At 45.2% G+C, this 16,756-nt stretch carries 16 protein-coding genes; 5 read left to right on the forward strand and 11 right to left on the reverse strand.

Annotated features, from left to right (window positions below; all coding sequences use genetic code 11):
• Positions 1 to 32: 32 nt before the first annotated feature.
• From ACZ07B_RS06350 to ACZ07B_RS06395, 10 genes are all read right to left on the reverse strand, one after another.
• Positions 33 to 1,529 carry an extracellular solute-binding protein gene (locus ACZ07B_RS06350; RefSeq protein WP_464877008.1) on the reverse strand — a complete coding sequence of 499 codons (1,497 nt, stop codon included), beginning with the start codon at positions 1,527 to 1,529 and terminating at the stop codon, positions 33 to 35.
• A 24-nt stretch (positions 1,530 to 1,553) separates the two neighbouring features.
• Positions 1,554 to 2,414, reverse strand: coding sequence for a carbohydrate ABC transporter permease (locus ACZ07B_RS06355; RefSeq protein WP_015251420.1), 861 nt, complete (start codon positions 2,412 to 2,414; stop codon positions 1,554 to 1,556).
• 206 nt (positions 2,415 to 2,620) lie between these two features.
• Positions 2,621 to 3,382 carry an NAD-dependent epimerase/dehydratase family protein gene (locus ACZ07B_RS06360; protein WP_003245974.1) on the reverse strand — a complete coding sequence of 254 codons (762 nt, stop codon included), beginning with the start codon at positions 3,380 to 3,382 and terminating at the stop codon, positions 2,621 to 2,623.
• A gap of 76 nt (positions 3,383 to 3,458) precedes the next feature.
• Entirely contained in the window at positions 3,459 to 4,646 is a 1,188-nt protein-coding gene (gene bioI, locus ACZ07B_RS06365; RefSeq protein ID WP_464877009.1) for a biotin biosynthesis cytochrome P450, read from the reverse strand.
• 68 nt (positions 4,647 to 4,714) lie between these two features.
• Entirely contained in the window at positions 4,715 to 5,722 is a 1,008-nt protein-coding gene (bioB, locus tag ACZ07B_RS06370; RefSeq protein WP_086344214.1) for a biotin synthase BioB, read from the reverse strand.
• Between the two features lie 2 nt (positions 5,723 to 5,724).
• Positions 5,725 to 6,420, reverse strand: coding sequence for a dethiobiotin synthase (bioD, locus tag ACZ07B_RS06375; protein ID WP_464877010.1), 696 nt, complete (start codon positions 6,418 to 6,420; stop codon positions 5,725 to 5,727).
• Positions 6,417 to 7,586: an 8-amino-7-oxononanoate synthase gene (gene bioF, locus ACZ07B_RS06380; protein WP_464877011.1), complete on the reverse strand. Its 1,170-nt coding sequence runs from the start codon at positions 7,584 to 7,586 to the stop codon at positions 6,417 to 6,419. The genes bioD and bioF overlap by 4 nt, the downstream gene beginning before the upstream one ends.
• The gene (bioA, locus tag ACZ07B_RS06385; protein WP_464877012.1) at positions 7,576 to 8,922 is read right to left on the reverse strand and encodes an adenosylmethionine--8-amino-7-oxononanoate transaminase; all 1,347 of its coding nucleotides are present in this window, start codon (positions 8,920 to 8,922) and stop codon (positions 7,576 to 7,578) included. The genes bioF and bioA overlap by 11 nt, the downstream gene beginning before the upstream one ends.
• A complete protein-coding gene (gene bioW / locus ACZ07B_RS06390) occupies positions 8,912 to 9,688 on the reverse strand; it encodes a 6-carboxyhexanoate--CoA ligase (RefSeq protein WP_130572722.1) in 777 nt (258 codons plus the stop codon). The genes bioA and bioW overlap by 11 nt, the downstream gene beginning before the upstream one ends.
• 209 nt (positions 9,689 to 9,897) lie before the next feature.
• On the reverse strand, positions 9,898 to 10,797 hold the full coding sequence (locus ACZ07B_RS06395) for a dienelactone hydrolase family protein (RefSeq protein ID WP_133954484.1): 900 nt from the start codon (positions 10,795 to 10,797) through the stop codon (positions 9,898 to 9,900).
• Between the two features lie 217 nt (positions 10,798 to 11,014).
• Between ACZ07B_RS06395 and ACZ07B_RS06400 the strand changes: the two genes are divergently transcribed.
• Genes ACZ07B_RS06400 through melA form a run of 5 tightly spaced genes read left to right on the forward strand, consistent with a single transcriptional unit; the run spans position 11,015 to position 16,412 of the window.
• Entirely contained in the window at positions 11,015 to 12,049 is a 1,035-nt protein-coding gene (locus ACZ07B_RS06400) for a LacI family DNA-binding transcriptional regulator (RefSeq protein ID WP_086344218.1), read from the forward strand.
• Between the two features lie 33 nt (positions 12,050 to 12,082).
• A complete protein-coding gene (locus tag ACZ07B_RS06405) occupies positions 12,083 to 13,363 on the forward strand; it encodes an ABC transporter substrate-binding protein (protein WP_212082358.1) in 1,281 nt (426 codons plus the stop codon).
• Positions 13,356 to 14,267: a carbohydrate ABC transporter permease gene (locus tag ACZ07B_RS06410; RefSeq protein WP_015251409.1), complete on the forward strand. Its 912-nt coding sequence runs from the start codon at positions 13,356 to 13,358 to the stop codon at positions 14,265 to 14,267. The genes ACZ07B_RS06405 and ACZ07B_RS06410 overlap by 8 nt, the downstream gene beginning before the upstream one ends.
• Positions 14,264 to 15,094, forward strand: a complete 831-nt coding sequence (locus ACZ07B_RS06415; protein ID WP_014480612.1) for a carbohydrate ABC transporter permease — start codon at positions 14,264 to 14,266, stop codon at positions 15,092 to 15,094. The genes ACZ07B_RS06410 and ACZ07B_RS06415 overlap by 4 nt, the downstream gene beginning before the upstream one ends.
• 19 nt (positions 15,095 to 15,113) lie before the next feature.
• The gene (melA, locus tag ACZ07B_RS06420) at positions 15,114 to 16,412 is read left to right on the forward strand and encodes an alpha-galactosidase MelA (protein ID WP_217019388.1); all 1,299 of its coding nucleotides are present in this window, start codon (positions 15,114 to 15,116) and stop codon (positions 16,410 to 16,412) included.
• Positions 16,413 to 16,433: 21 nt separating this feature from the next.
• Here the strand turns inward: melA and ACZ07B_RS06425 are convergent, their stop codons facing one another.
• Positions 16,434 to 16,745 carry a rhodanese-like domain-containing protein gene (locus ACZ07B_RS06425; RefSeq protein ID WP_004398993.1) on the reverse strand — a complete coding sequence of 104 codons (312 nt, stop codon included), beginning with the start codon at positions 16,743 to 16,745 and terminating at the stop codon, positions 16,434 to 16,436.
• Between the last annotated feature and the right edge of the window lie 11 nt (positions 16,746 to 16,756).

Genomic DNA, 16,756 nt, shown 5'->3' on the forward strand with positions numbered 1-16,756 from the left:
AAACCGCTTGCGCGTTTTGGGTTTTTCCAATGTTATTTTGCTTGTTTAAACGCTTCTTCGTATTCCTGAATAATTTGTTTTCCTCCGCTTGACTCCCATTTTTCCACTTCTTTATCGAACTGGCTTTCTGTGATGTCTCCAATCATATATTTGTAGGTCGCGTCATCAATGATTTTCTTCAGTTCATCACCCCGTTCCGACTCCGATGCGGAATACAGGCTTTCAGCCGGGTTTGAGACGATAATCTTTTCATTGTCCTCGGTCAGCTCCTCGTACGCCGTCCGAAGCGGATCTCCAGTGTTTTTTAAGTAGGCTTTATCAATGGCAATTAAAGCGGACAGCGGCTGAATATCAGTCTGCCAGTCTTTCACCTGGCTTTCTTTGCGTGTAAACGTTTTGTCCTCACCTTTGTTGTAATGAACGCCGTCAATGCCATAAGTCATCAGGCTATAGACATCTTCTTCGGCAATTCGGTCAAAAAACGCCAAGATCCGTTTAAGCTCAGCTTCCGTTTTCACACTCGTTTTCGGGAAAGCAAACACGCCGTTATGGCCTCCTGATGCCCATACCCGCTCTTTCCCATCTGGGCCTTTTATGCGGTTGATGATCTCGAGCTTCATCGATTTATCAGAGGCATGGTCGCGCAGATTGACCGCATCTACCATATTGCCAATATAAATTCCGGCTTTTCCTTGAGAAAAAAGCTCCTGCTGCTGGGTTTTGCTTGTGACGGGAAAATCCTTATTCATATACCCGTTATCACGCAGCTTTTTCATATAGTTCATCGTGTCTTTGTATTCCTGTGTCATGAAATCAGGCGTGAATTTGCCGCCCGATTCCTTCCAATCTGTCGGCATGCCTTCATACGAGCCAATCGTTTTAAACGCGCCGTAAATCAAGTCATTACGGTCTGTCAGCCCGATCGTATCATCTTTCCCATCCTTGTCCGGGTCGTCCTCCGTAAATGCTTTGGCCACTTCATAAAGCTCATCCAACGTTTTCGGGGTTTTCAAATTTAAATTGTCCAGCCAGTCCTTCCGAATGACGATCCCCTGTCTGGAAAGCGGGCGCTCTCTGTATATCCCGTAGAGCTTGCCGTCAATTGTCACATTTTTATTAATGAGTTTGTTCATTTTGTTTAAGTTGGGATAATCCTTGATATAATCGCCGATTTCCCAAAACATTCCTGACCGGAAGGCATTTATGACTGACGAATTTTTAATATCCTGGATGGTCACGATTTGCGGAAGATTGCCGGCTGCAAGCGCTGCATTCAGCCTGTCTTCTTTCACCGCGTCTGGAACCCAGGTGATGTCGAGTTCTGTATTTGTCAGCTTTTCAATTTCTTTAATCGCCCTGTCTTTCGGCGGCTGCTGGTGATACAAAATCGCCATCCAAGACAGCTTTACCTTTGAATCCGGGCCAGCTTTGCCTTCAGCCGAAGACTGATCAGCCCCTTTACAGCCCGCCAGCACTCCGCCGAGTGCCAGTACAAGCACAATCAAAAGCACCCTCCATTTGTTTCCCATCGTACCCCTCCGTTTCATATTTCTTTATCCTTTGACAGATCCCAGCAAAGCTCCTTTTGCAAAATGCTTTTGTATAAACGGATAGACAAGCAGAACCGGGATGGTCGCCACCACTATGACCGCCATTTTAATAGTTTGCTCAGGCGGCGGGCTGCCCGACCCCATTTCAGACATATCCCCCTGCATACCGCTTGATACAATGACGATTTGGCGCAGAAGCACCTGAATCGGCCATTTTGCTGAATCATTTAAGTACAAGATCGCTGTCATATACGTGTTCCAATACGTGACCGCATAAAATAGTGAAATCGTTGCGATCGCAGGAAGAGACAGCGGCAGCACAATTTTAAAGAATATGCCCAGATCATTGCACCCGTCAATTTTCGCGGACTCTTCCAAGCTTGACGGGATATTTTGAAAGAAGTTTTTCAGAATGATCAGGTTAAAGGCATTAATGGCAGTCGGCAAAATAAGCGCCCAGTAAGAATCGAGCAATCCAAGCGATTTGACCACAAGGAAAGTCGGAATCATGCCGCCGCTAAACAGCATCGTAAATACGACGAGAAACATGAGCGGCTGCCGGCCGATTAAATCACGGCGGGATAACCCGTAAGCCATCAGTGACGAAAGAAACATGCTGACCGCAGTGCCTATCACTGTCACAAACACAGAAACAAGCAAACTCTTATAAATAATATCTGTTGAAAAAATGTAGCGATAAGCATCTAGCGAAAAAGTGGTCGGTATTAAAATAAATGTTTTCGACACGACTTCTTCTACTGTGGCGAAGGATGCTGCGATGACATGAATGAACGGAAGTACGCATATTAAAGCGAACATCAGCAAGAAACCATAAATCAACATATCAAACAGACGGTTTTTCAGTGAATGTGCGATAGCTCCCACCTCTCTTTGTAAGCGTTATCATATTTTTGGAAACCGAGCTCAGCATGTGACGATATCGTGTCTAAAATGTAGCAAATCTGTGATTGCCATGTCTATAATCATTTGAACAGTGTCCCCGGCCGGGCGGGGGCTGCCGCGAATTGAGACCGATAACAAAAGAAAAAGAGCATAATCTTAGAAAATGATTATGCTCCGTTCTCCTCCTCGTTCAGAAGTTCGGCTGTATTGATTTGTGGCGAAAACCCAAGTTCATTCACGGCAGATTCAATGGACCATGGCCGGCCCGGATTATCAGAGACGGCGTAATAAGTGCCGTACCGGATATTGGTCTCAATAGCGGCTTTGAAAATCGACAGCAGATCGGGGTGAGAAAGCAGTGTCTTTTTCGTCCGTTCTTTTTCATGCAGCGTATCCATTTCATCTGTGACGACTGTTCCGATTCGCAGGTTGATTACTGATAGCTTATTTTCCAAATAAAACAAATGGCCGATCTGTTCAGAGGTCAGCTTTAATACACCGTACAAGTTTTTTGACAGCGGATAATCGCTTGTTGTGATTTCCCGTCCTAAGAGCGAGCGCCCGTCTTTTTCGTAGACATCTGTGACATGATTGCTGCTGGCGAACACGAGCTTTTGAATGCCGAGCTCCGCTGCCGCACGGCACAGATAATAGCTTGCCCTATAGAAAACATCCGTCATTTTTTCAAACTCAGCGATGTCCATAATATCGTATTTGATTTTAACAGCGAGTAAATTCAAGATGGCATCGGTATCTTTTGGAATCTTCTTCAACAGCTCCTCATAATTTGCCGCGTCAGCCTGAATGGAAGAGGCTTTGCCATCGAAATGATCTTTATCAAGCACTGTCACTTCATAGTCTGAAATCAGCCCTTCAGCAAGCAGTCTCCCAATCACACCATTTCCGCCGGCGATCAGCACTTTTTTCACTATGTTCACTCCCCTTTTTTATAGATTGCCCATTTTCGGCGGGGCTGACACTTTTTTGGCACTCACATTCTTAGGCTTATTCAAAAGTCACCGGCAGCTCCTCAAGCGCCCGAAATCCAAAAAGCGGCCGATACCGCCATTCAAAATCCGCGAGCTTAAGGCTGGGCATCCGCTGCAGAAGAGTGTTAATCGCAATTTGCGCTTCTAATCGTGCCAGCGAGGACCCTAAGCAAGCATGATGGCCATGCCCGAATGAAAGGTGCTGATTAGGTCTTCTCGTAATATCGAAGACATCGGGGTTCGTGAATATGCTAGGGTCTCGATTAGCCGCTCCTAACAAAAGATAGACTTGCTCTCCTTGACGGATCGTCACCCCGCAGATGTCAATATCCTCTGACGCAACTCTGGCTGTCATTTGCGTGGGGCTTTCATAGCGTAAACATTCCTCGACTGCGGTATCAATAAGATCTGGATTTTCTCTCAGTTTCAAAAGCTGTTCTGGATGCTGCAGCAGACAAAGGACTGAATTGCTGATGAGATTAACCGTTGTCTCATGTCCGGCGATCGCCAGCAATATGCACGTAGATGCCGCTTCCTCTTCCGTCAGCTTATCCTTTTCTTTCCCCTTCAAGAGCATGCTGATCATATCCTGTTGAGGGTGGCGTTTTCGCTCTTGAATCAGCTCTCTGAAATATGCCATAGCCTGCACAGCCATATGATTGCCCTCTGTTAATGCCTTTCTTGACCGGGTAAAATCAATCGTTTGAATGAGACTCCCAGCCCACTCCTTTAATTGCTCCCTATCTTCCTCCGGTACACCTATAATGTTAGCTATAACAAAGCTTGCTAAAGGAAAAGCAAAGTCCGAAATGACCTCCATCTTTTTTTTACCTTGCACTTGATCAAGCAAATGATGGACAGTTTCAATGATATACGGCTGATAACTCTCTGTCGCTCTCGGCGTAAACGCTCCGCTGGCAAGCGTCCGCAATCGTCTATGATCAGGCTGGTTCTGAAACAGCATCATTTGATTTTGCACATGTGAAAGGTCCTGATATTTGGTTGAGCTCTCAGGCAGCGGGGTGCGGACTTTGAATCTCGCATCTTTCAAAATAGCAGCCGTTTCTTCATATCCTGTGACATACCAGCCCGGATATTTTAAGAAACTCCCTTTATAGATAGGATGAACAGCTCGCAATGTATCGTAAAAAGAATATGGGTTTTTCAAAAACTCAGAAGATGCAGTTGATGATGCAATTGTCACGTGATTTTCTCCTTTCTGTTCAAAAATAAAAGCAATCGACATCATACCGATTGCTTTTATTGATTCTTTCAGCTTTTCGCACTTAAACTGGCCTTCATTTCTTCGACTGATTCAACTTCAAAGCCTAAATCACTCAGCATTTTATGATCCTCCGTCTCCTCTTGCCCGGCAGTTGTTAAGTAGTCTCCGACAAAAATGGAGTTTGCGGCGTAAAGCCCTAATGGCTGCAATGAGCGGAGATTGACCTCTCTTCCCCCGGAAATGCGAATTTCTTTTGATGGATTGATAAAACGGAACAGCGCCAGCACTTTTAAACAATACAGCGGGTTTAATTCGTTGACGCCTTCTAACGGCGTGCCATCAATTGCATGCAAAAAATTCACAGGAATGGAATCCGCGTCAAGAGCCTTCAAGCTTTTGGCGATGTCAATGACATCCTGTTTCGTCTCCTTCATCCCAATAATGGCGCCGGAACACGGAGAAAGCCCCGATTCTTTTGCGATTTCAACCGTACTGACTCTGTCATCGTATGTATGTGAAGTCGTGATGTTTGAATGGTTTCTCTGTGACGTATTCAAATTATGATTATAGCGGTCTACTCCGGCATCTTTGAGCCGCTTCGCCTGCTCTGGCTTCAACAGTCCAAGACATGCACAAATCTTCAGTCCATACGTCTCTTTAATTTCCTGAACCGCATCTACGACCTGATCCACTTCTCTGTTAGACGGCCCTCTGCCGCTTGCCACGATACAATATGTGCCGATATTCAGATCGTGCGCCCGCTTCGCGCCTTCAAGCAGCGTTTCCTTATTCACCATCCGATAAGACTCAATCGGCGCTTTCGAAATCGCAGACTGTGAACAATAGCCGCAGTTTTCCGGGCAGAGCCCGGATTTCGCATTCATAATCATATTGAGCTTTACTTTTTTTCCATAAAAGTGTTTTCTGATGTGAAAAGCTCCATGCATTAATAGCAAAATATCTTCATCAGGACAATTTAATATTGAAAGCGCCTCTTCGTCAGTCACTTCTGCTCCAGCCAGCACCCGGTCTGCGAGTTCCATCCATTGATTCATTCTCATACCCCCACTTGATTCATCAGTAATGATAGATTGATATGGTCTTTTACCATATGTAGAACCGTTTCTTTCGTAACGTTGGCAAGCTTTGGCGTAACCCCTAAAATCGGAACACCGCATAAGCGCTCAATCATCTCAGGATTGGTTTTTTCATCTTCATCAGGAGAGTCACTGATTCCATTGATGATAATTCCGGCAATTGGAAGCCCCATGCTTTCTGCATATTTGACAGTTAAAAAGGTATGATTAATGGTTCCAAGGTGAGGACGTGCCACAATAATCATGGGAAGCTGCAACGCTTTTATGACATGACTGACCAAATAGTCCTCTCCCAATGGCACAGAAATACCGCCTGCACCTTCTACGATGAAGCATTCATGTTTTTCTCTAATCCGCCCCCAATGGCTTAAAACCTCTTCCATGGTGACAGTCTTTCCTTCAAGTTTCCCTGCAACGTATGGTGCAAGCGGCGCTTTGAAGGCAAAAGGCGTAATGTCTTCATGAGAAAGACTGGTCTGCGACATGTCTTTCAGAAAACTTGTATCACTATCTGGATGATGACGCGATATCCCGCTTAAAAATGGTTTATACACACCGACATCTATATTATGTTCTTTCAATAAGCCAGCAAGACCGCTGGATATAACCGTTTTCCCTACTTCTGTATCAGTTCCCGTCACAAAAAAACCCCTCAAATGATATGCAGCTCCTTTCCGATTGAATGAAATGTTTTCAGCAAATCATCAATATCACCCATACTGTGGTCAGACGTGATTGTAATTCGAATACGGCTTTCACCCGGCGCAACAGTCGGCGGCCGAATGGCAGGAGCATAAATTCCCTTGCCCTGCAGTTTTTCAGCAAATAGGACCGTTTTATGGGCATCGCCAATGACTACAGGAATAATCGGTGTGTGATCTCCTTTCACCACATACCCCATATTCATCAGACTGGTTCTGATCGTACTGATATAAGAAAATAAAAGCTGCCGTTTTTCCCTGCTGGCTTCAATGATGTTGAAAGCCTCATGAGCAGCCGCACAGCTAGCTGGCGGAATAGCGGTTTGAAAGATAAATGTTCTGGCATGGTTCAGCAAAAAGTCGATGAAGACCGCTGATCCTGCCGCAAAACCTCCTTCCGTACCAACAGCTTTGCTTAAGGTGCCGATCACAATGTCAGGATAAACACCAAAGTATTCACTCGTTCCTCGTCCCGAATCACCCAAAACTCCTGTTGCGTGGGCATCATCAACGACCACGAAGGCATGATAGCGTTTCGCAAGTGAGATGATCTGATCAAGAGGGGCGATTGTGCCATCCATGCTGAATACCCCGTCTGTTACGATAAAACGGCGCTGATAACGCTGTGTTTCATTCAGCTTGTTTTCAAGATCATTCATATCAATATGCCGATAAACAACTGTATCAGCCTTAGAAAGTCGGCAGCCGTCGATAATACTTGCATGATTGAGCTGGTCACTTAAAATGACATCTTCCTTTTCTGGCAAGGATGAAAGGACACCGACATTGGCCAAGTAACCGCTCGAAAACAGCAGGGCCGCTTCTGTCCGTTTAAAGCTGGCAATCTTCTTTTCTAGCTCTTCATGCCAGACCGAATTGCCTGTCGTTAAACGTGAACCGCTGCTTCCTGTCCCGAATTGCTGCAATGCTGTTTGGGCTGCATCGATCAAGCGTCTATCGCTTGCGAGCCCTAAATAATTGTTTGAGGACCAGACCGTTTGATTTTCGCCATCAATGTTCCTCTCTGGAACCGGCGCTCCATCCATTGACCGCAGGTTACGATGTACGCCGGCTTCTTTCATTCTGTCTAACCGCTCGTTTAACCAGGAATCAATCTTCAAGGCTCGTAACCTCATGGATCGCTTGTTTCATAATGGCAACCATTTCCCCGAGCTCTTCAGCTGTGCTGGCAAGAGGAGGCAGAAATGCAATCACGTCCCCAAGCGGCCTTGTCAGCATTCCTAACTCTCTCATTTTTAAGGAAACTTTGTATCCAATCCGCCGATCAGCCGGGTAAGGTTCTTTGGTTTCCTTTGACCGGACAAGCTCTGCACCGCACATAAAGCCAAGCTGCCGAATATCCCCAACATGAGGAAGAGCGTGCAGATCTTGAAGAAGAAAATGGAGCTTTTTACTTTTTTCCGCTACTTGTTCCACAATGTTTTCAGATTCAAATAATGCCAGATTTTCAAGCGCAACCGCACAGCCAAGCTGATTGCCTGTATAGGAATGGCCATGGAAAAAGGTTTTTAGGTTTTCATAATCATCATAGAATGCCTTATAGATGTCTTCAGTGGCAAACGTAACGGCAATTGGCAAATATCCTCCTGTAATGCCTTTACCGGCAGCCATCAGATCAGGCTGGACATTCTCGTGCTCGCACGCAAACATTTTTCCTGTACGGCCAAAGCCTGTAGCGACTTCATCAACGATCATTAAGACATCGTATGTTGTACATAGCTCGCGCACGCCTGCCAAATATCCTTCCGGCATCACGATCATACCGGACGCGCCTTGTACCATTGATTCAATGGAAAGCGCGGCAATTTCCTCATGATGTTCCTCAAGCAGCTGTGCAAGCTCTCGCAAGCACTCATCACGGCACTCATCAGGATCACCGCTTTCAGAGCGATACACATAAGGAATCGGAGCCTTGTAACTCTCGAACATCAACGGGCCGTATACGTGGTGAAAAAGCTCAATTGAACCGACACTGACGGCGCCAATCGTATCACCGTGATACCCGTTTTTCATTGCGATGAATTTTTGTTTCTCAGGCTTCCCGATGTTCTTCCAATACTGAAACGCCATTTTTAGGGCTATTTCCATCGCTTCTGCGCCGCTGTCTGAATAAAAGACCCGCGTGAGCTTTTTTGGGCTGATATCGATTAATGTCTCGGCAAGCTGGGTTGCTGGAACGTTGGTCATGCCCAATAACGTGGAGTGCGCAATTTTTCCGAGCTGTTTTTTTATGGCGTTATCTAGTTCTTTTTTGCGGTGTCCGTGGACATTAAGCCAAACTGATGAAAAACCGTCATAGTATTCCTTGCCATTTATGTCTTGGACTTTGATTCCAGTCCCGCTTTCGATGATTAAGGGGTTTTCATCATAATCTTTCATTTGGGTAAATGGCAGCCAGAGGTGCTTTTTACTTTTTTCTATCAAATCATGAGTCATGGTCTTCCTCCCACTCTATTAAAATAGGCTGCTTCTCCAGATCATGTATGTACGTGTTTACATCATTGGATCCATCAATAAAAAAGACTCGGCAGCCCTCTTCAGTCCCGTATTCTTTCATTGCTGTAATACGCTGATAGCCCATTTTCTTACCCGCAACATAGCCTGTTATGTAATCCGGATCGTCCGACCAGCATAATTCTGCAATGGCTGCCGGGTGCCGGCTTACCTTTGAAGCGAGCGCAAGGGCCTCTTTTATTCTTGAATGAGCTGGCACGTGACTGTGAAGCGCCCATTTTTCAAAATTAGCGTCCGGCCAATCCATTCTGGAGACCCGCACCCCTTTTTCTTTTGTTTGATCCATTCGCTTGCCTGTATGAATATCAAACAACACCGCACCCCTGACATCTGACCATTCTGGGATTTGTTCATACGCTTTTTCAATCACGTCTCGTGAAACGCCTTCTTTTTCCAATAACAATCGGGCAAGCTTTTGTCCTTCTTCCGGGCAGCTCACTTCATTCGTATGCACAGGCAATGGCTGAATGGTTTTTATCGATTCATGTACCTCTTCAAATTGAATTTGCATAAAATCAGGTTTTCCTCTTGAATGGGATAACCCTTTTTCTAATAAAGCATTGACTGTATGCTTCATCTCATGGAAAGGAATAAGCCGTTCTCCGCCGGATATATGCTTTCCGCCGTCTTCATGAGATCCATTCATAGAAGCCCTCATTCTGACACTATAAAAAGTTTCTTCTTGCATCATTTCTCGCCCTTTCACTGATAACTGAAGAACGTGTAGTGCTTCTCACCTTAATTGTTAACCAATTATATTAAAAGGTTAACAATTAGAATATATTATTCTCTCCTGTTTCTGTCAATAGAAGAAAGCATCGATTTATGGCAGTTGGTTAAAAGGAAACAAAAAGACCGTTTTCACATAAAACGGTCTTTTTCGATTTCTTTTTACAGTCACAGCCACTTTTGCAAAAACCGGACAGCTTCATGCCTCATAACTGCTGTTTCGAAATGTCCCGAAGCAGAACGGACCACTCGGTAGCAATCAGAAGCTCCCTGTCCAGCATAGACAGCTGTCAATTCTTTTTCGATTTTGTCCACGCCCTCGGCCGGCGTTAACCGATCGTGTACACCAACAAGACTAAGGTGCGGGCGCGGCGCGATCAGGCTTTGGATCTCCGATGCGGAAAAATGCTTTGCAAGCGATGGGACGTAATAATAAAAGCCGTGCCTGTCAAGATTCTGTGTTTTGATCAGCACGTGATGATCCACCTGGCTGCACAAATCCACACACACCTTAATCCGGTCATCGAGCGCCGCTGTCCACCACGCCAGCAAACCTCCCATAGACATGCCGATGGTTCCGATCCTGTCAGGCTGAACATCAGAGCGTGACTGCATATAGTCTAACGCACTTAAACTGTCATAAATCATCATCCCCCACATCACTTTTCCGGTGAGAAGCATTTCTTTAAATATCTCGCTTTCCGCTTTTCCCCGCCGATCTCCAAATCCCCAATGATCAATCGCAAGAACGCCGTATCCGAGAGAAGTAAGCTCATCAGAAAAAGAAGGCGCTTTCAAATAATCCGCTCCCTCAATCAGCTCACTTTTTCCCCTATCATACTGGCCCCCATGCGAATGCTGAAACAATACGGCTGGGCACGGTCCTTCTGTTTTCTTCGGCTTCACAAAATAAGCGGGCACCTTTTCATGTCCATTTAAATCGAGCAGGAGCGTTTCAACGATATTTTCTTCTCTTTCTTCAATACGTAATGTCTCAACACTGATTGGCCTCCGATCAGGCAAATCACCAAGCAATCGAAACAGTTGCTTTCTTCTTTCGGCTCTCATCCCATCACCCTTCCTTATTCGCTTACTTCACATTTACGAGACAGATCTGGGTTCCCCTTTATTTTTCCAACATAAATCACATCATTTACTAAATATTTAGTAAATATAACGAAATATTCCGAAAACAATTATTGTAACCGTTTACTTTTATATGATAGTATCAATTTATCAAAAACAGATGAGTTAATATTTTACTAAATAGATAAGAGGGATACCCATGGTTCGTATTAAAGATATCGCCTTGAAAGCTAATGTTTCCAGCGCAACTGTGTCCAGAATTTTAAATGAAGATGAGTCGCTTTCTGTTGCGGGCGAAACGAGACAAAGAGTCATCAACATCGCTGAAGAGCTTGGTTATCAAACCGTTGCCAAACGCCGAAAATCCCGCGGGCAAAAACAGCGGGCCCAGCCGCTGATCGGTGTGCTGAGCTGTCTGTCCCCTGATCAGGAAAGGCAGGACCCTTATTTTTCTTCCATTCGGAAAGGCATTGAAAAGGAATGCTTTGAACAGGAAATTTTCATTACAAATTCGATTCATCTCGGCTCATTTCAGGAACATATCTTTCGGGAATTGGATGGTGTCATTGTCATTGGCCGTGTTCATGATGAAGCGGTTAAGCATATCAGCGGAAGGCTGGAGCATGCCGTATTTATCAATCATTCACCAGATCCGCAAGCATACGATTCGATTGGAATCGATTTTGAATCGGCTTCACGCCAGGCGATTGATCACCTTTTCGACTTAGGCTACAAACGTTTAGGCTACATTGGCGGACAAGAAAAAGAGCATACGCTGAAGGACGGCCAAAGCATTCGCAGAACGATTGAAGACAAACGCCTGACCGCTTTTTTGGAGTCAGCCACCCCCCAGCCTGAGCATGTGCTGATCGGAGAATACAGCATGCGTGAGGGCTATCGCCTGATGAAGAAAGCAATCGATCAAGGCCATCTGCCGGAAGCATTCTTTATTGCCAGCGATTCTATGGCGATCGGCGCATTAAAAGCGCTGCAGGAAGCCGGACTGCAAGTGCCGCGGGATACTGCAATCGTCAGCTTTAACGGCATTGAGGAAGCTGAATTTGCCAGCACGCCTTTAACGACGGTGAAGGTATACACAGAAGAAATGGGCCGGACAGGCGTAAAACTGCTGCTTGACCGTCTCAATGGCCGAACGCTTCCTCACCATGTCACCCTGCCTACAACATTAATTGTAAGACAAAGCTGCGGATGTACAGCAAAGGAGGTGACATAAGCAAAGATTCATCACGATGATAAGGAGGAAAAGATGAAACACACTTTTGTTTTATTTCTCTCTCTTATTCTGCTTGTTCTGCCCGGGTGTTCAGCAGAGAAAAGCTCAGCAGATACCGCAAAAAAGACGTTAACCATTTATTCTACAATGTCAACCGACAGTGAAAGAGATACGTTCAGAAAACTGGCAGCAGCATTCGAAAAGGAACACAGTGACATTCATGTCAGCCTTCATTTCCCAGGCAATGACTATGAAAATATGATGCGTGTCAGAATGGCGGCCAATGATTTGCCTGATCTATTCGATACACATGGCTGGGGGAAAATCAGGTACGGAGAATATACAGCCGATCTCCGGGATATGGAATGGACTCAAGATCTTGATCCCAATTTAAACAGCATCCTCAAAAATAAAAGCGGAAAGGTGTATGCCTATCCAATCAATCAGGCAAAAGACGGTCTGGCGTATAATCGCAATATTTTAGACCGTTACGGCATTGCTCCGCCGGAAACCATGGATGACTTTATCAAAGCACTGAGAACGATTAAAGAAAAGAGCAAGGGAAGCATTGTTCCCTTCTGGTTTGCCGGCTATGACAAAAGCTCATTCGCTCAATATTACGACCAATTCGCTACACCTCTTCTCATCACAGACCCTGCCCATAATGAAAAAAAACAGCTCACCAACGGCACTTTCAAATGGAATAAATTTACTTATTTATCGAAAATCCTCAAACAAATGCAGAAAGAAAAATTGATCAATATCGACGCCGTAACGGCAAAAAAATCACAGCTCATCGAATTAATGGCCCAAAACAAAATCGCCTTTACAATGCAAGGCGGCACACTCGGCCAAGACGTTGCCCAGATCAATCCGAACGTCAAGGTCGGCATTATCCCGACACCTGCCATCCATCCCGGTGATGACCCGATATGGATCGGCGGTGAACGCTACACCCTTGCAGCATGGAAAGATTCGCCTCAATTAAAAGAGGCAAAAGATTTTATCGCATTTATGGCCCGCCCGGCCAATGCCAAACAAATGGCTGAAGCCACATCGCTTCCTTCAGGGCTGACCAATGTGAAAGCTGATATTTTCTACGCAAACGATTATGAGTATTATCAAGATGTCAAAGTCGAGCCTTACTTCGACCGGTTATACTTGCCAAACGGAATGTGGGATGTCCTGGGCACGGTTGGGCAGGAGCTCGCGGCTGACATTTTGGCGCCTCAAGACATTTCGCAGAAGCTGGGAAGAGAATATAAACGACTCCGGGAGCAATCCGAAACACAGGGAGCTGAAAACAATGAGTGAGATCGCAAGGGACGTTCATGTGAAACAGGTTAAGCCAAAAAAGCAGTCCTCACTTTGGTGGATGTACATTCCTGCTTTGCTCTCCGTTCTGGTCTTTATGATTTACCCGTTTGTGAAAGGCACATTGATTACCTTTACAAACTGGAACGGATTTTCACAAGTCTACCAATGGGTTGGATTCGCGCAATATGAAAGGCTGTTTTCTGATCCTGATACTTGGCATATCTTAAAAAACACGCTGCTTTACGGGCTTGGCAGCACCTTTTTTCAAAATGTGGTCGGGCTTCTGTACGCTCTCCTCTTAAATCAAAGCATTAAAACGAAAGCGGTAACAAGAACAATTGTGTATTTGCCGGTGATGATCAGCCCGCTCATTATGGGCTACATTTGGTACTTTTTCTTCTCCTATGACGGAGGCGCGCTCAACGATTTGCTCGGGGTCTTCGGCATCAGCCCTATTAATGCGCTCGCCAGTCCCTCGCTCAATCCATGGATCATTGTCATGATTAACACCTATCAATATGTCGGGATCGCTATGGTTGTCTACTTAGCCGGTCTGCAAAGCATTCCGAAAGACTACTATGAAGCGGCGCAAATGGATGGCGCGAAACAAGGCCAGCAGTTTTTTACCATCACGCTGCCGCTGTTAATGCCCTCCATTACCATTAATATGGTCATCAACATTATCGGAGGCTTAAAGCTGTTTGACGTCATCATTGCACTCACCGCAGGCGGCCCCGGAAATGCGTCACAATCCATGTCCACGTTTATGTATGATTTGTATTTCAAACGGCAGGATGCCGGCTATGCCGCAACGCAAGGCATATTTATGGCATTTGTCATTTTGATCATCAGCTTTTGCGCGCTTGCGTACTTTAAAAGAAAGGAGACGGAAATGTCATGAGAGCCGCCCGTACAAAAAGCATGCGGATCATTACGCTTCTTGCAGCCATTGTGGCCTGTGCGCATTTTATTCCTTTTTATATCCTGCTGACCACTTCATTGAAAGCAAAAGGAGACTACAGTTCGAAATGGATATTTCCAGCCGACATCTCCTTTCATAATTTTTCAGAGGCGTGGGAGCGCGCTTCGCTAGGTAACTCTTTTATAAACACCATGATCATCACAGGTTTTTCTGCCTTGTTATTAATTATATTCGGCTCACTTGCCGCCTACCCGCTTGCCCGGCGGGAAACGAAACTGAATAAAGCCGTTTTTGCCTTGCTGATTTCCATTATGATCATCCCTCCGTTAACGTCCATGGTTCCTTTGTACCGAATGGTCGTGGACGCCGGAATGGTCAATACACACGCAATCGCCATTTTCATCAATACAGCGGCTTACATGCCTTTAACCGTATTCTTATATTCAGGCTTTATCCGATCGACCATTCCAAAAGAGCTTGAAGAAGCCGCAAGAATTGACGGCGCAGGCATGCTGAAAATCTTTTTTACGATTGTGTTTCCTCTGCTGAAGCCGATCACTGCGACCATCTGTATTATTTCTTGTGTCTTTATTTGGAACGACTATCAATTTGCCATTTTCTTTTTACAAGATCAAAAGGTTCAGACATTAACAGTAGCCATGGCAGGTTTTTTCGGAGAAAACGCAAACAACCTTCATTTAGTTGCCGCAGCGGCACTTATGGCAATGCTGCCGATGGTTGTTCTGTTTTTGGCGCTGCAAAAATACTTTATTGCCGGCCTGTCTTCCGGAGCGGTAAAGGGTTAACATTAAAGGGGGAAGCAATATGAAAAAGATTACATTTATCGGTGCAGGGAGCACGATTTTCGCCAAAAATGTTTTGGGAGACTGCCTGTTAACAGAGGCACTGAATGGATTTGAGTTCGCGCTTTACGACATTGATCCCAAACGCCTGCAGGAATCCCAGCTCATGCTCGAAAATCTAAGAGACCGTTATAACCCAAGTGTGGCCATCAACAGCTATGATGACAGAAAACTCGCCTTGCAAAACGCAGGCTATGTCATCAATGCGATTCAGGTTGGAGGATACAAACCGAGCACAGTCATCGATTTCGAGATTCCTAAACGGTATGGGCTGCGCCAGACGATCGCCGATACAGTCGGCATCGGCGGGATATTCAGATCTCTCAGAACAATCCCGGTCTTATTTGATATCGCAAAAGATATGGAGGAAATGTGCCCTGACGCATGGTTCTTAAACTATACAAATCCAATGGCCACTCTTACAGGCGCCATGCTCCGCTATACCAATATCAAAACAATCGGGCTCTGCCACAGTGTTCAAGTGTGCACGAAGGATTTATTTAAAGCTCTCGGAATGGAGCATGACGGAATTGAGGAACGCATCGCAGGCATTAATCATATGGCTTGGCTTTTGGAAGTCAAAAAAGACGGCACAGATTTATATCCAGAAATCAAAAGGAGAGCGAAAGAAAAACAAAAAACAAAGCATCATGATATGGTGCGGTTTGAATTAATGGATAAGTTCGGCTATTATGTCACGGAATCGTCCGAACATAACGCAGAGTATCACCCATACTTTATTAAACGGAATTACCCTGAACTGATCAGCGAGCTGCAAATCCCGCTCGACGAATATCCGAGAAGGTGCGTCAAGCAAATTGAAAATTGGGAGAAAATGCGGGATGATATCGTCAATAATAAAAACCTTACGCACGAACGCTCAAAGGAATATGGTTCAAGAATTATAGAAGCAATGGAAACAAACGAATCATTCACCTTCGGAGGAAACGTCTTGAATACAGGGCTGATCACCAACCTTCCTTCAAAAGCGGTTGTGGAAGTGACATGCGTCGCCGACAGAAAAAAAATTACACCGTGCTTCGCCGGAGAACTGCCTGAGCAGCTTGCCGCCTTAAACCGGACGAATATTAATACACAGCTGATGACAATCGAAGCGGCTGTCACACGGAAAAAAGAAGCGGTTTACCAAGCTGCAATGCTTGATCCGCATACAAGCGCGGAGCTTTCCATGAAGGACATCATCTCCATGTGCGACGATTTATTTGCAGCACACGGCGATTGGCTTCCGGAATACAAATAAAAACTAGGGGACCGCTCTCCCCTAGTTTTTTGGTTTTGTTTCGCCTTCCCAGGCCATCATGCCGCCTTCAACATTGACTGTTTTAAAGCCTTGCTCATCCAGGTACTTGCAGACGTTCATGCTGCGCATTCCTGAGCGGCAGATAAATACGTACTCTTTGTCTTTATCAAGGGTTTCCATTTTTTCAGGAATATCCCCCATGCGAATATGAACGGCTTGCGGGATCATGCCTTCCGCTACCTCTTCATCTTCTCTGACATCAATTAAATATAATTCTTCGTCCGCCTCAATTTTTTCTTTCAAAGCGGCTGTGCTGATTTCTTTTATTTCCAAAGAAAACACTC

Source organism: Bacillus sp. 9.4, assembly GCF_055486415.1.

What these genes read in the sequence shown, in the direction of transcription:
- ACZ07B_RS06350 (WP_464877008.1), bottom strand. Translation starts at nt 1,529, where the DNA reads ATGGGAAACAAATGGAGGGTGCTTTTGATTGTGCTTGTACTGGCACTC.
- bioB (WP_086344214.1), bottom strand. Translation starts at nt 5,722, where the DNA reads ATGAATCAATGGATGGAACTCGCAGACCGGGTGCTGGCTGGAGCAGAA.
- bioA (WP_464877012.1), bottom strand. Translation starts at nt 8,922, where the DNA reads ATGACTCATGATTTGATAGAAAAAAGTAAAAAGCACCTCTGGCTGCCA.
- bioW (WP_130572722.1), bottom strand. Translation starts at nt 9,688, where the DNA reads ATGCAAGAAGAAACTTTTTATAGTGTCAGAATGAGGGCTTCTATGAAT.
- ACZ07B_RS06395 (WP_133954484.1), bottom strand. Translation starts at nt 10,797, where the DNA reads ATGAGAGCCGAAAGAAGAAAGCAACTGTTTCGATTGCTTGGTGATTTG.
- ACZ07B_RS06400 (WP_086344218.1), top strand. Translation starts at nt 11,015, where the DNA reads ATGGTTCGTATTAAAGATATCGCCTTGAAAGCTAATGTTTCCAGCGCA.
- ACZ07B_RS06405 (WP_212082358.1), top strand. Translation starts at nt 12,083, where the DNA reads ATGAAACACACTTTTGTTTTATTTCTCTCTCTTATTCTGCTTGTTCTG.
- ACZ07B_RS06410 (WP_015251409.1), top strand. Translation starts at nt 13,356, where the DNA reads ATGAGTGAGATCGCAAGGGACGTTCATGTGAAACAGGTTAAGCCAAAA.
- ACZ07B_RS06415 (WP_014480612.1), top strand. Translation starts at nt 14,264, where the DNA reads ATGAGAGCCGCCCGTACAAAAAGCATGCGGATCATTACGCTTCTTGCA.
- melA (WP_217019388.1), top strand. Translation starts at nt 15,114, where the DNA reads ATGAAAAAGATTACATTTATCGGTGCAGGGAGCACGATTTTCGCCAAA.